Source organism: Streptomyces sp. NBC_01622, from assembly GCF_045209635.1.
GTDB lineage: Bacteria > Actinomycetota > Actinomycetes > Streptomycetales > Streptomycetaceae > Streptomyces.
Genome location: NZ_CP109293.1, coordinates 9190412 through 9203497 on the forward strand (window position 1 = coordinate 9190412; position 13086 = coordinate 9203497).

Annotated in this window: 13 protein-coding genes; 6 read left to right on the plus strand and 7 right to left on the minus strand. The window is 72.4% G+C overall.

Annotated elements, in window-relative coordinates; translation table 11 throughout:
• The first annotated feature begins 38 nt into the window (after nt 1–38).
• Nucleotides 39–278: a hypothetical protein gene (locus tag OH768_RS42640; protein ID WP_266592842.1), complete on the plus strand. Its 240-nt coding sequence runs from the start codon at nt 39–41 to the stop codon at nt 276–278.
• 124 nt (nt 279–402) lie between these two features.
• Here the strand turns inward: OH768_RS42640 and OH768_RS42645 are convergent, their stop codons facing one another.
• A complete protein-coding gene (locus tag OH768_RS42645; RefSeq protein WP_266655938.1) occupies nt 403–999 on the minus strand; it encodes an NAD(P)-binding domain-containing protein in 597 nt (198 codons plus the stop codon).
• Nucleotides 1000–1042: 43 nt separating this feature from the next.
• Nucleotides 1043–1861 (minus strand): 3'(2'),5'-bisphosphate nucleotidase CysQ, encoded by an 819-nt coding sequence (locus tag OH768_RS42650; RefSeq protein WP_053747145.1) that lies wholly within the window; start codon nt 1859–1861, stop codon nt 1043–1045.
• A gap of 139 nt (nt 1862–2000) precedes the next feature.
• On the opposite strand from OH768_RS42650, the gene OH768_RS42655 reads away from it, so the two are divergent.
• Complete coding sequence (locus OH768_RS42655) at nt 2001–2894, plus strand: LysR family transcriptional regulator (RefSeq protein WP_053747144.1); 894 nt, start codon at nt 2001–2003, stop codon at nt 2892–2894.
• 263 nt (nt 2895–3157) lie between these two features.
• Here OH768_RS42655 and OH768_RS42660 read toward each other — a convergent pair whose 3' ends face one another.
• The 4 genes from OH768_RS42660 to OH768_RS42675 form a co-directional block, all read right to left on the minus strand.
• On the minus strand, nt 3158–3700 hold the full coding sequence (locus tag OH768_RS42660; RefSeq protein ID WP_406461874.1) for a hypothetical protein: 543 nt from the start codon (nt 3698–3700) through the stop codon (nt 3158–3160).
• 13 nt (nt 3701–3713) lie between these two features.
• Nucleotides 3714–5003 (minus strand): helix-turn-helix domain-containing protein, encoded by a 1290-nt coding sequence (locus OH768_RS42665; protein WP_406461876.1) that lies wholly within the window; start codon nt 5001–5003, stop codon nt 3714–3716.
• 200 nt (nt 5004–5203) lie between these two features.
• Nucleotides 5204–5956, minus strand: coding sequence for an ABC transporter permease (locus OH768_RS42670; RefSeq protein ID WP_406461877.1), 753 nt, complete (start codon nt 5954–5956; stop codon nt 5204–5206).
• Entirely contained in the window at nt 5946–6860 is a 915-nt protein-coding gene (locus OH768_RS42675) for an ABC transporter ATP-binding protein (protein WP_406461878.1), read from the minus strand. The genes OH768_RS42670 and OH768_RS42675 overlap by 11 nt, the downstream gene beginning before the upstream one ends.
• 68 nt (nt 6861–6928) lie before the next feature.
• On the opposite strand from OH768_RS42675, the gene OH768_RS42680 reads away from it, so the two are divergent.
• Together OH768_RS42680 and OH768_RS42685 are read left to right on the plus strand one after the other, a co-directional pair.
• Nucleotides 6929–7459, plus strand: coding sequence for a TetR/AcrR family transcriptional regulator (locus OH768_RS42680; RefSeq protein ID WP_406461880.1), 531 nt, complete (start codon nt 6929–6931; stop codon nt 7457–7459).
• A 61-nt stretch (nt 7460–7520) separates the two neighbouring features.
• Nucleotides 7521–9668 carry a primosomal protein N' gene (locus tag OH768_RS42685; protein WP_406461882.1) on the plus strand — a complete coding sequence of 716 codons (2148 nt, stop codon included), beginning with the start codon at nt 7521–7523 and terminating at the stop codon, nt 9666–9668.
• Nucleotides 9669–9843: 175 nt separating this feature from the next.
• Here the strand turns inward: OH768_RS42685 and OH768_RS42690 are convergent, their stop codons facing one another.
• The gene (locus OH768_RS42690) at nt 9844–10395 is read right to left on the minus strand and encodes a hypothetical protein (protein ID WP_406461883.1); all 552 of its coding nucleotides are present in this window, start codon (nt 10393–10395) and stop codon (nt 9844–9846) included.
• Between the two features lie 255 nt (nt 10396–10650).
• Here OH768_RS42690 and fmt point away from each other — a divergent pair, with 255 nt between their 5' ends.
• Both fmt and OH768_RS42700 read left to right on the plus strand, forming a co-directional pair.
• Nucleotides 10651–11592 carry a methionyl-tRNA formyltransferase gene (gene fmt, locus OH768_RS42695; protein ID WP_406461884.1) on the plus strand — a complete coding sequence of 314 codons (942 nt, stop codon included), beginning with the start codon at nt 10651–10653 and terminating at the stop codon, nt 11590–11592.
• A gap of 75 nt (nt 11593–11667) precedes the next feature.
• Nucleotides 11668–13086, plus strand: a complete 1419-nt coding sequence (locus OH768_RS42700) for an RsmB/NOP family class I SAM-dependent RNA methyltransferase (protein ID WP_406461886.1) — start codon at nt 11668–11670, stop codon at nt 13084–13086.

Consider the following 13086-nt stretch of genomic DNA (forward strand, 5'->3'; position numbering starts at 1 on the left):
CGACGCCGGCGGAGTGGGCGCACGCGCACGGCACGCAGATGGGACAGCCGGTGCTGCTGCGGGCCGATGGTTGGTCGGTGCCGGAGGTCAACGGGTTCTTCGCCTCGGCGCGGATGCGTAACGCGAGCGCGGGCACGCGGAGGAAGTACGCCTTTGCGGTAGCGGTCTGGCTGGGGTTCCTTGATGCGGCGGGCCGGGCTTGGCACGACGCCGGCGAAGAGGACGTCGCCGGGTTCAAGTTCTGGCGGATGACTGACGAGGCGAGAGTTTGTGCCTGACGCCCCTAGGTCAACGTCGACTCCGCCACCAAGTCGGACAGTACATCCCACGATCGTGTCCCACCGGGAACCCATCCATGCCACGCGCCGGCTCCGGCTACCTCCAGCCGGCGCAGCTCGACAGTCAGCGGGCGATTGAGATCGCGAAGGGTGTGAATCCGGTGGAACGGATGACGTGAGGTACGAACAGGATCGCGGCCTCTGTGGCGCGGGCGGTCTGGATCCCGCCGAGGTCGGTGATCCATTCCTTTTGCCAGCCGAGGTCGGTGAGCAGTTCGCGGACGCTCTGCTTGGCCTGCGCGTCCTCGCCGGAGAGGAACACGGTCGGTGTCTGGGCGAGCGTGTCCGGCGAGGTCATCACCGGGAAGAGCATGGTGTTGAGTGTCTTGACGACGCGCGTTTCGGGGAGCGCCTTCTGGAGCTGTTCGGCCAGGCTCGAGCCGGGGTAGATCAGATCGGCGGGCAGTCCGTCCGGTCCGTCGGTGGTGGCGTTGGAGACGTCGACGAGGATCTTGTCCCGGAGTTCTTCGCGCAGAGCGGCGAGCCGGTCCAGCGAGCCGGCGCCCGGGGTGGCGTTGATGACGATCCGGGCAGTCCGGGCGGCGTCGGCGGCGGTGCCCGGCGTGCGGTCCGCCACTGTCACTTCGTGTCCTGCCCGGGCGAGGGCTGCGGCCAGGTTGCCGCCGACGCGGCCGTTTCCGAGAACTGCGATCTTGGTCATGATGATCTGGTCCTTCCGTGGGCGTGCGGGTTGTAGTGCGCGGTCAGCGCGAGAGCGTGGACACGGCCTCGGCGTGGACGCCCGGCGCGGCGGCCACAAAGCTCTGGCTCTGGGGGGTCCAGGGGCGGCCCTCGGCGTCGGAGATCCGTCCGCCGGCCTCGGTGACGAGCAGCGCTCCGGGAAGCAGGTCCGCGCGGGCGCCGGCGAACTGCCAGAAGGCGTCGATCCGGCCGGCGGCTACGTTCAGCAGGTGCAGGGTCGCGGGCACGGCGACGCGGACGACGAGCGCGTCGAAGAGCATCGCGGTGATCGAGGAGCCGACCCGCCGCACGACCTTTTCGTCCTCGTCCGGCCGGGCCTGGCTGGTGGCCACGATGCTCAGGCCGAGGTCGGCGGTCTGGGAGACGTGCAGCGGCCGGCCGTCGAGGTGGGCGCCCGCGCCGGTGAGCGCGGTGTAGGTCTCGCCGGTCAACGGCAGGTGCACTGCGGTGAGCACCGGCTGATTCTCCCGCACGAGGGTGGCGGTCACCGCCCACTCCGGCAGGGCGTGCAGGTGGTTGACGTTGCCCTCGGCCGGATCCACGACCCACCACTCGCCGGCCGGCAGCGCCCCGCCGTCCAGTTCGTCCTCCACCCAGCCGGCCTGCGGACGCAGGCTCGTGAGACGGGGACGCAGGATGTCGAGAGCCGCGTCGTCGTTGACGGCCAGCGCGCGCATCAGCTCTTCGCGGCTCTGGTAGCGGACCACCTCGCCGAAGCGCTCGCGCAGCGCCGAACCCGCCTCACGCACGGCGATCGCGGTCTGGGCGAGCAGGTCGGCGTCGGAGGCGGCGACGTCGGTGGTCTGAAGCGTTTCGGACATGGCGGTATTCCCGTCTGAGGAGGGGTGCTGAGGCCGGTCGAGGGCCGAACTGCGCGTTACTTCTTGCGCTTTCGCCTCAACGGTAGGCAGCCCGGCAATTAACTTCAAATGCATGTCAGGCACGGTTAGAATTACTCACATGCAATTGGATTTGAACCTGCTCGCCGCGCTCGACGCGCTGCTGGAGGAGGGCAGTGTGGCCGGGGCGGCGGCGCGCCTGCACGTCACCGCCCCCGCGATGAGCCGGAGTCTGGGCCGGATCCGGCGCACGACCGGGGATCAGATCCTCGTGCGCACCGGCCGCACGATGACCCCGACGCCGTATGCGATCGCCGTCCGGGAACAGGTGCACGAGCTGCTGCACCAGGTCCAGGGGGTGCTGGCACCGAGCCGTGAACTCGATCTGGCAACGCTCGAGCGCACGTTCACACTCCGCTGGCACGATTCCCTCGTCGCCTTGAGCGGCCCCGCACTGCTCGCGGCCGTGCGCGGACAGGCGCCAGGCGTGCGACTGCGCTTCGTCGCGGAATCGAGCATCGACACCCCCGAATTGCGGCGCGGCGAGGTCGACCTGGAGGCGAACTCCAACCGCCCGAGCGCACCGGACATCCGTGCCGAGAACGTGGGCGAGACCCGCCTCGTCGTCGTCGCGAGGCAGGGGCACCCCCTCACCCGCGTCAGGACCCTCACCGCACAGCAGTACGCCGACGCTGAACACGTCACCGTCTCGCGACGTGGAAACCTCACCAACGCCATCGACGACGCCCTCGCCCGGCTCGGCCTCACCCGCCGTGTGGTGGCGACCGCGCCCACGGAAGGGGCCGCTCTGGAGTTCGCGCGCGGCTCCGACATCCTGATCAGCGTCCCCGAAGCCACCACGCGGTCAGCGGTCGCCGACCTCGGCCTGGTCGTGCTCCCCCTCCCGCTCGAACTGCCGTCGGCACCGATATACCTGTCATGGCATCAGCGCTACGACACCGATCACGCCCACGCCTGGCTCCGCGGACTGGCGCGAACCGCGCTGGCCCTGTGAGGAGCGTCGTAGTCGGCGCCGTGGCTGCGTCACTCATGCGTCCACGGTCCACGCGACCACCACGGCGATCTGCTTGAACGTCAGCAGCGGCTTGTCCGTGCGGGTGCCGGCCGTGGAGGCGGCTCACAATCGCGGCTCGCCGGTGTGCAGATCAATCTCACCGGGATTTCCTGTACCTCAACTACTTTCCAGGAGTCGGGCGTTCACTGGCACAGGACCTACCGCCCTCAAGCCATAACAAGGGCGAGTTCGGCACCGCCGGGCTACGCGGGGACGGCCGCTGAACCGTGATCGATTAACGCCGGAAGCAACAACTCGGGATAGGCGAGAGAAGCGAGGGCCGGCACCAGGCGCACGAGACGGTCACCGAGCCGGGCGAGATCGGTCTCCAGGCTGTGCAGTTCCACCCGCGTGTACTGGCATTCCGCGATCTCCGCGATCGACCGGGGGAGCCGTCGTGGATCGAGCTGCTCCACCCTGCGGCCGATGAACAGCGGCACGATCAGCACCCCGGAGACCAGCGCCTCCTCCATCTCGCGCCGTACCCAGTCCTGGGGGTTGTCGAGCGCCCGCCTGCCCGGCCTGTTCCGGTCGGGCGCGTCGAGCCACTCCTCGTCGACAAGGGCGAGCAGTACATGACTGCGCCGGGCGCCCCGGACGAGAGCGTCGGTGTTGTCGCCGGGCTCGATCGACTTCCGGGCGAGGAACACGCTGTCGGGGCCGAACCTGGCCGACAGCACACGGTCGCACGAGTAGGCGACCTCCTTGCCGCCCTTGGTGCGGTAGTTGACGAAGATCTCGTGCATGGTCGTAACCCTTCTAGGAGGTCCTGGAGCGGGTGAGCGTGGCGGACAGGTCCGGGATCAGCGCTCGTACGGAGACGTTGCGGGAGTGTCTGCCGAGCGTGTGGGTGAGGCGGCGCAGGTCGGCGGAGACCGTCGCGGAGTGGGTGAGCCGCACGGACGGCAGGATGTCGGTGGTGATCCGGCAGGCGTGGTCGATCTCTCCCGCCGCCGCGTGGGCCAGTGCGCGCCGGACGCCGTACCGGGCCCTGGTCCGGAAGGCGTGCTCCGGGATGCGGGCGGTCTCCTGGTCCAGCAGCTCGGCCGCCTGCTTCGGGCGGCCCAGGTCGTACAGCCACCAGCCGGTGAACATCGAGACCACGTCGGGTACGTGGGAGGCGCCGAGGACCGGTTCGGCGGGGTCGACGGCGTCCTGTTCGAGGAGTCGGCGGGCGCGGTCGAGGCTGCGCATACAGGTGTCGTGGTCGCCGTCGGCGGCGGCTCCCTGGGCCAGGTGCTGAGCGGCCAGGCCGCGGATGCGGGCGGGTGCGTCGCTCTCCAGGGCATGGGTGGCCAGTTGGACGGCTTCGGCGATGTCCCCGCGATACAGGCTGATCAGCGAGCGGCGGACCTGTGCGTAGGTGGCCAGCCCGGGGTCCGCACCGGCCGCGGCAAGGTGTACGGCGCGGTCCGTCCACCAGATCGCGGCCGTGTCGTCGCCGCACTCCTGGGCCATCCAGCCCGCGTACTCGGCGTAACGGGAGGCGAGGAGCAGCAGGGTCTGCCGTCCGCGTGGGCCGCTGTGCCTGGAGAGCTGTTCCAGGCTGTGGGTCTGGGCGATGAGCGGCGGCAGCACGCTGGCCGGACCGGACGTCTGACCGAGTCGCCGGAACTGGTCGAACAGCATGCGTGAGGCGTCCGCGAAGGTCTCGGCGCCCTCAAGGGGGAGCGAGCGAGGGTCGCCCGTGTGCAGGGTCAGCACCGAGGCGGCGCCGCCGGTGATGAGCCCGCGCCGGGTCACGGGTTGGAAGGAACTCGAACCGTCCTTGCGCAGTTGCATCAGCCACACCTCGTCGTCGCTTCCGGGAGCGGTCAGCGGCGGTTCGGAGGGCCGGACGGTCACGAGCCGGCTCAGTGCGCCTCCGGCCCGCAGCTCGGTGTCGCACAGGCGTGCCAGTTCGGGCGTCGGACGCTTGATTCCCCGTTCCACCTTGCTCAGTTGGCTCTTGCTGTAGTGCACGCGCTGACCCAGTTGGTGCAGGGAGAGCCGGGCGGCGAGGCGCCTTCTGCGCAGTTCCGGCCCGAAGTCGTGCGACTGATCCAACACGTCGACCTCCGTCACTCCCCGGCCGACAGCCGGTGAGCGCCGCGATTCAGCGTGTGGCAGCCGGCTGGGCCGAACAAGGCGAAACGGGTGTTTCCCGTTTCCTCATTCGGAGCGAAGCCGACGTGAACTGCCGTGTCGAGTAAGGGATTTCGGCCAGGTTCGGTCGCAAGCCGGCGGACACCGGGCCCTGTTCGGGAGAGTCAGTGGCGGGTCCCGCGGGCGGCCACCAGGAGGGCCGCCGCCGTGATGGCCGCGATGACCGCCGTCGCGTGTGCGTAGGCCCGGGGGTCGCCGGTGACGGATGCCTGGAAGCCGTGCAGGGCCCAGTAGCCCGGGGTCGCGGGGGCCACCGTGGAGACCCAGTGGGGGAGGACTGTGAGGGGGACCAGGCAGCCGCTGAGGCAGGTGATCGTGAGGGCGCCGATGTCGGAGGCGGCGGCCAACTGGCCCTGGCTGCGGGCGTGGACGCCGAGCGCGAGGCCGCAGGAGGTCACGCAGGCTGCCCAGAGGAGGGCCAGCAGTGGTAGGCGCCAGGTGCCGGCGGCGAGAGGGAAGCCTAAGGCCGCGGTCGCGAAGAGGAAGAGTACGGCCTGCTGGGCGAGGAACAGCGCCGCCAGCGGCAGGGCCTTGCCGGTCAGGATCGTTGTGGGGGTGGCCGGGCCCGAGCGCAGGCGGTCCCAGGTGTGCCAGGTGCGTTCGGAGAGCAGGAGTTGGCCGGCCACGTCCAGGGCGAGCAGGGTGAACATCACCGCGATGCCGGGGGCGGCCTGCACGACGCCCGGTGTGCCGGGGGTGGCGAGGCGGTCGTAGACCGGGTGGAGCACGCTCAGGAGGACCAGGGACATGACGGTGTAGGCGAGCGGGGTTCCCGGGTCCCGGACGAGCAGGACGAGGGTGTGGCGGGTCATGGCCCAGGTGCGGCGGGCCGTGGTCGGGGCGGGTTCAGGCCGCATGGTGGGTCTCCGTGGGGAGTCGGTCGGCGGCCAGGCTTCGGTAGAGGTCGTCGAGGGAGGGTTCGCGGACCGCGGCCGAGCGGACCCGGGTGGTGTCGGGGCCCAGATCCCGGAGGAGCCGGGCCAGGGCCCGGGCTGGGTCCACGGTGGTGAAACGCAGTTCTCCGGGGGCAGCTGAGGTCTGGGCGAGGTGTTCGGGCACGGGGCCGGTGAACGTCACGGTGACCTCGCCGGGCAGGCCGTCCAGGAGGTCGGCGCGGTCGCCGCGGGCGATCACCCGGCCGGCCGCGGCCACCGCGAGCGTGGCGCCCAAGTCCTCCAACTCCGGCAGGTAGTGCGTGGTGTAGCAGATGGCGGCGCCTTCGTCGGCGCGGGTCCTGACGAGTCGTAGCAGCGCTTCGCGGGTGGTGGGGTCGGCGCCGACGGTGGGCTCGTCGGGCAGCAGCACGCGGGGGCGGGGCAGCAGGACCGTGGCCGCCTGGGCGCGGCGCTGCTGGCCCCCGGAGAGCGTGGCGATCGGTCGGTCGAGTACGTCGGTGAGGGCCAACTCCTCTGCTACGGCGGCCAGTTCGGAGCGCAGTTCGGTCCGGCGCAGGCCGGCCAGGCCGCCGAAGAGGCGGAGGTTCTGGCGCAGGGTGGCGGTGGGGTAGAGGGCCAGTTCCTGGGGCGCAAGGCCGACCAGGTTTCGGGCGGAGCGTGGGGCTGTGGCGAGGTCCGTTCCCGCGACGAGGACCGAGCCCGCGTCGGGCCGCTCCAGGCCGGCGACAATGCGGGCGAAGGTCGTCTTGCCCGCGCCGTTGTGGCCGATCAGGCCGCAGATCTCGCCGGACTCGATCCGCAGGTCGAAGCCGTCCAGGGCCTGGACGGGACCCCATCGTCTGCGCAGGCCGCTGACGGTCAGCATGGCCACTCCCTCGATATATACAACGTATACGTATACTGTGTATACGTAGCTTCGAGGGAGGATGTCAAGTGACGCCACGGCGGATCAGTCGTGATCAAGTGCTCGACGTGACATGGGAGTTGGCGACCCGGAAGGGGCTGCCGGCCGTCACCATGCGGGCCGTCGCGCAGGAACTCGACGTGAACCCGATGACGCTCTACCGGCACGTCGGAGACAAGCAGGGACTCCTCGACGGCCTCGTGGAGCGACTGCTGCTGGAGATCGAGGTACCCGGTCCCGGACTCGACTGGCGCGAGCAACTGCGCCTGCTCGCCCACAGCATGCGCGCCACCGCCCGCCGTCACCCCGACCTGTTCCTCCTCCTCTTCCAACGGCCGGCCGTGACCCCGGAGGCGGTCGGGCCGCGCAACGCGGTCTACGGCGCCCTGCGCGCCGCCGGTCTCCAGGAGGAGCAGATTCCGCGGGCCGAGCGGCTGCTGTCCACGTTCATGCTCGGGTTCGCCGCCTCGGAGGCGGGAGGGCGGTTCCGGGACGGCGACCCGGACGAGGACATGGCCTACGCGGAGCGCCTCGTCGTGCGGCTGCTCGCCGAGGTCTAGAAGACCGGGCGCGGACGGCGGTCGTCGGCCGTTGTCAGTCGCGTTTGGTAAGAATGCAGGCGTGAGCAGCGCGGACGGGGAACGGGACGGCGGGGCGGAGGGTGCGCCGCCCGAGCAGCTTGCGCTGATTCGGGAGAGTGTGCGGCAGGCGAAAGGGCCGAGGGCGAAGCCGCGGACATGGCGGGGGGCCGCGCTGGCCGGGGAGTTGCCCGTCGCGCGGGTGCTGGTCGACAAGGGGGTGCTGCATCTCGACCGGTACTTCGACTACGCCGTGCCCGCGGAGCTCGACGCCGACGCGCAGCCCGGGGTGCGGGTGCGGGTGCGGTTCGGGGCCGGGCGGCACCGGGTGCGGGACGGACGGCGTGAGGGCGGGGGGCTGATCGACGGGTTCCTCGTGGAGCGGCTGGCCGAGTCGGACTACTCCGGGCCGCTCGCCGCGCTGGCACAGGTCGTGTCGCCGGAGCCGGTGCTGAGCGCGGAACTGCTCGGGCTCGCGCGTGCCGTCGCCGACCGGTACGCGGGGAGCCTCGCCGATGTGCTGCAGCTGGCCGTGCCGCCGCGCAGCGCGCGGGCCGAGCAGAAGCCGTCGCCCGCGCCCTTGCCGCCGCCGGGGGTGCCCGAGGCGGGGTCCTGGGGGCGGTACGAGCGGGGGGCCGGGTTTCTGGAGGCGCTGGCCTCGGGGGGTGCGCCGCGCGCTGTGTGGAACGCGTTGCCGGGGCCCGAGTGGAGCGAGGAGATCGCGCGGGCCGTCGCCGCGACGCTCGCCTCGGGGCGCGGGGCGCTCGTCGTCGTACCGGACGGGCGGGCCGCCGGGCGGGTCGACGCCGCGTTGACGGCTCTGCTGGGTGAGGGGCGGCATGCGCTGCTCACCGCCGATGCCGGGCCCGAGAAGCGGTACCGGCAGTGGCTGGCCGTGCGGCGGGGGTCCGTGCGGGCGGTCGTCGGGACCCGGGCGGCGATGTTCGCGCCGGTCCAGGACCTGGGGCTTGTCGTGATCTGGGACGACGGGGACGACAGCCACAGCGAGCCGCACGCGCCGCAGCCGCATGCGCGGGAGGTGCTGCTGCTGCGCGCAGCGCTGGACAAGTGCGGGTTCCTGCTGGGGAGTTGGAGCTGCACGGTGGAGGCGGCGCAGCTCGTGGAGAGCGGGTGGGCGCGGCCGTTGGTCGCGTCGCGCGACCAGGTGCGTGCGGCCGCTCCGCTCGTACGGACCGTGGGGGACGGGGACTTGGCGCGGGACGAGGCCGCTCGGGCCGCCCGGTTGCCGACGCTGGCCTGGCAGGCGGTGCGGGAGGGGCTGAAGCACGGGCCCGTGCTGGTGCAGGTGCCCCGGCGGGGGTATGTGCCGCGGATGGCGTGCGCGCAGTGCCGGGCCGCCGCGCGCTGTCGGCACTGCGCCGGGCCGTTGGAGGGGCAGGACGCGGGGGTGCTGCGGTGCGGGTGGTGCGGGGTCGAGGAGAACTCCTGGCACTGTCCCGAGTGCGGGGGGTTCCGGTTGCGGGCCCAGGTCGTGGGGGCGCGGCGGACCGCGGAGGAGCTGGGGCGGGCGTTTCCCGCGGTGCCGGTGCGGACGTCGGGGCGGGAGCAGGTGCTCGACACGGTGCCGGGGACTCCCGCGCTGGTCGTGAGTACGCCGGGGGCCGAGCCGGTCGCCGAGGGTGGGTATGCGGCGGCGCTGCTGCTGGATGGCTGGGCGATGCTCGGGCGGCCTGACCTGCGGGCCGGGGAGGACGCGTTGCGGCGGTGGATCGCGGCGAGTTCGCTGGTACGGCCGCAAGGGGATGGGGGGACGGTGGTTGTCGTGGCTGAACCCACCTTGCGGCCTGTGCAGGCGCTTGTGCGGTGGGATCCCGTGGGGCATGCGGTGCGGGAGCTGGCCGAGCGGGCCGAGTTGGGGTTTCCGCCGGTGTCCAGGATGGCTGCTGTGGCCGGGGCGGCGGAGGCTGTGGCGGAGTTTCTCGCGGCTGTTGAACTGCCGCCGGACGCCGAGGTGTTGGGGCCGGTACCGGTGCCGGTCGTGTCGGCCGGGGGGCCTCGGCGGGTGGGGGGGCCGGCGGTGGGGGAGCGGTGGGAGCGGGCGTTGATCCGGGTGCGGCCGGGGAGTGGCGGGGCGTTGGCTGCCGCGTTGAAGGGGGCGCAGGCTGCCCGGATGGCTCGGGGTGGGGGGGATGTGGTGCGGGTGCGTGTCGATCCGCCGGACATCGGGTGAGGCCTCGGCCTTCGGCCTCGGTTTTTCTCCCACCCACGCACCGCCCGTTCACCGTCCGCCGAGAAGTGGACCTTTCCCGTGGGGGTTCTCGCCGTCGGCGGCCGGCTGTCCGTGCCTCCGGCATACAGCTGCCTCCCGGTCTTCGTCCGGGAGGCAGACAAGGTTCGTCGTGGAATCAGCCGTTGCGTGGGCCCGGGAAGGCTGTTGGCCTGGCCTCTTCGCGGAGGGTGGGGCTGCCTGCTGTGGGCTGGGTCGGCATGGAGCGGGCGGCGGGAACCGTCGGGAGCGCGGGCATCGGGGGGAGGCCCGTGTTCACCGTGACGGGGCGGGCGGTCGCCGCCTCGGTCGTGCGTTCGGCGTCGGCCGCTGCCTGGGTCGCGGCGCGGCGGGCGCCGTAGCGGCGGTGTACCGCCTGCTTGGTGACCCCGAGGGCCGAGCCCACCGCGTCCCACGAGAAACCGAGCGAGCGGTCGAAGTCCACGGCGGCCGTGACCAGGGTCTCGACACTGTCCCGCAGCTCCTGCGCGAGACGGACCGTCGGGGCGGGAGCGCGCCCGTAGACGACGAAGCCCGTGGACGGGCCGGAGCGGCGCGGGCGGTAGACGTTGCCCAGCTGGGCGGTGAGCGTGCGCAGTGCGTCCACCTGCCGGCGGACCCGCTCGATGTCCCGCACCAGCAAGTGCAGGCTGGCCCGAGCCTGGGCGTCGTGGGTTGCGTGGTCGGCCATGAACAAGCCTCTCGAACCGGCGTTGAAACGGATCGGGCCGCGTGAATGCGGCCCATAGTGGTCAACTCTTTCTTGACCAACGCGTGTGCGCTCCGCTGGTCACGCAACGGGGGCGTAAGGGCATTTGCGTACGCCCCCGGTGAACCGGTGCGCGCTGCGGGCGTCCGTGCGTCCGCCGACGTGGGCCCCTGGGCCCACGCACCATAGACTGGTGCGCTGCCCGCACACTCCCGCCCGAGAGGCCCGAACGCACCCATGAGGCTCGTCTTCGCCGGTACCCCCGAGGTCGCCGTTCCCGCACTGGATGCCCTGATCGCCTCCGGGCGGCACGAGGTGGCCGCCGTCGTCACGCGGCCCGACGCACCGGCCGGGCGTGGGCGCAGGCTGGTGGCGAGCCCCGTCGCCGAGCGGGCCGAGGAGGCGGGGATCGAGGTGCTGAAGCCCGTCAAGCCGCGCGACCCGGAGTTCCTGGAGCGGCTGCGGGAGATCGCGCCCGACTGCTGTCCCGTCGTCGCCTACGGCGCCCTGCTGCCCCGTGTCGCCCTCGACATCCCGGCCCACGGCTGGGTCAACCTGCACTTCTCGCTGCTCCCCGCCTGGCGCGGCGCCGCCCCCGTGCAGCACTCCATCATGTCCGGCGACGAGATCACCGGCGCCTCCACGTTCCTGATCGAGGAGGGACTCGACTCCGGGCCCGTCTACGGCACCGTGACCGAGGAGATCCGCCCCACGGACACCAGCGGCGACCTGCTGACCCGGCTCGCCTTCGCCGGCTCGGGCCTGCTCGTGGCGACCATGGACGGCATCGAGGACGGCACCCTGAAGGCCGTACCGCAGCCGGGAGACGGCATCACCCTCGCCCCGAAGATCAACGTCGAAGACGCCCAGGTGGAGTGGGCGGCTCCTGCGCTGCGGGTGGACCGGGTGGTGCGCGGGTGCACCCCCGCGCCGGGTGCCTGGACCGGCTTCCGGGGTGAGCGCCTGAAGATCGTGCAGGCCGTGCCCGTGCCGGAGCGGACCGACCTCGCGCCCGGTGAGCTCTCCGTGGGCAAGAACAACGTGTACGTGGGCACCGGGTCGTACGCCGTCGAGCTGCTGTGGGTACAGGCGCAGGGCAAGAAGCCGATGCGGGCGGCGGACTGGGCGCGCGGGGCGCGGATCGGGGCGGGGGAGACGGTCGGGACTCTGGCCGTGTGACGTTCCGCGCGCGGTCGGGCCGGTGCGACGTAGGCTGGACGCACATCTCGGCCAGAAATCCGGAGCACCTTTTTCGTGAGCGAGCAGTCCCCGCGACCCCGTAAGCCCGGCAAGCCCTACCGCCGGCCGCAGAAGGACCCCGTCCGCATCCTCGCCTTCGAGGCGCTGAGGGCCGTCGACGAGCGGGACGCGTACGCCAACCTCGTGCTGCCGCCGCTGCTCCGGAAGGCGCGCGAGAAGGGCGACTTCGATACCCGGGACGCCGCGCTCGCCACCGAGCTGGTCTACGGGACGCTGCGGCGGCAGGGGACGTACGACGCGATCATCGCCTCGTGCGTCGACCGGCCGCTCCGTGAGGTCGACCCGCCGGTGCTGGACGTGCTGAGCCTCGGGGTGCACCAGCTGCTCGGGACGCGGATCCCGACCCACGCCGCCGTGTCCGCGTCCGTCGAGCTCGCCCGGGTCGTCCTCGGCGACGGGCGGGCCAAGTTCGTCAACGCCGTGCTGCGGAAGGTCGCGCAGGACGACTTCGACACGTGGGTCGAACGGGTCGCGCCGCCCTACGACGACGATCCCGAGGACAACCTCGCCATCGTGCACTCGCACCCGCGCTGGGTCGTCTCCGCGCTGTGGGACTCGCTCGGCGGCCCCCGTGCCGGGATCGAGGACCTGCTGGAGGCCGACAACGAGCGGCCCGAGGTGACCCTCGTGGCCAGGCCCGGCCGGTCCACCACCGACGAGCTGCTGCGCGAGGAGGCCGCGCTGCCGGGGCGCTGGTCGCCGTACGCCGTGCGGCTCAGCGAGGGCGGCGAGCCCGGGGCCGTGGCGGCCGTGAAGGAGGGCCGGGCGGGGGTGCAGGACGAGGGCAGTCAGCTGGTCGCCCTCGCGCTGGCCAACGCGCCGCTCGACGGGCCGGACGAGAAGTGGCTCGACGGGTGTGCCGGGCCCGGCGGCAAGGCCGCGCTGCTCGCCGCCGTGGCCGCCGAGCGCGGGGCGACGCTCCTCGCCTCGGAGAAGCAGCCGCACCGCGCGGGCCTGGTGGCGAAGGCGCTCGCCGGGAACCCCGGGCCGTACCAGGTCATCGCCGCCGACGGGACCCGGCCGCCGTGGCGGCTCGGCAGCTTCGACCGGGTCCTGATGGACGTGCCCTGCACCGGACTCGGCGCGCTGCGCCGCCGCCCCGAGGCGCGCTGGCGGCGCCGGCCCGAGGACCTCGACGGGTTCGCGCCCCTGCAGCGCGGGCTGCTGCGCACCGCGCTGGAATCCGTGCGCGTCGGCGGCGTTGTCGGCTACGCGACCTGCTCGCCGCACCTCGCCGAGACCCGGGCCGTCGTCGACGACCTGCTCAAGCAGTACCCGCACACTGAGCTGATCGACGCCCGCCCGCTCCTCCCCGGCGTCCCGGCACTCGGCGACGGTCCCGACGTACAGCTGTGGCCGCATCTGCACGGGACCGACGCGATGTACCTGGCGCTCATCCGCAGGACCGGCTGA

Bases quoted from the DNA above. Each gene is read 5' to 3' on its own strand.
- OH768_RS42640 (WP_266592842.1), top strand. From the start codon at position 39: ATGGGACAGCCGGTGCTGCTGCGGGCCGATGGTTGGTCGGTGCCGGAG.
- OH768_RS42645 (WP_266655938.1), bottom strand. From the start codon at position 999: ATGACCAAGATCGCAGTTCTCGGAAACGGCCGCGTCGGCGGCAACCTG.
- OH768_RS42650 (WP_053747145.1), bottom strand. From the start codon at position 1,861: ATGTCCGAAACGCTTCAGACCACCGACGTCGCCGCCTCCGACGCCGAC.
- OH768_RS42655 (WP_053747144.1), top strand. From the start codon at position 2,001: ATGCAATTGGATTTGAACCTGCTCGCCGCGCTCGACGCGCTGCTGGAG.
- OH768_RS42660 (WP_406461874.1), bottom strand. From the start codon at position 3,700: ATGCACGAGATCTTCGTCAACTACCGCACCAAGGGCGGCAAGGAGGTC.
- OH768_RS42670 (WP_406461877.1), bottom strand. From the start codon at position 5,956: ATGCGGCCTGAACCCGCCCCGACCACGGCCCGCCGCACCTGGGCCATG.
- OH768_RS42675 (WP_406461878.1), bottom strand. From the start codon at position 6,860: ATGCTGACCGTCAGCGGCCTGCGCAGACGATGGGGTCCCGTCCAGGCC.
- OH768_RS42690 (WP_406461883.1), bottom strand. From the start codon at position 10,395: ATGGCCGACCACGCAACCCACGACGCCCAGGCTCGGGCCAGCCTGCAC.
- fmt (WP_406461884.1), top strand. From the start codon at position 10,651: ATGAGGCTCGTCTTCGCCGGTACCCCCGAGGTCGCCGTTCCCGCACTG.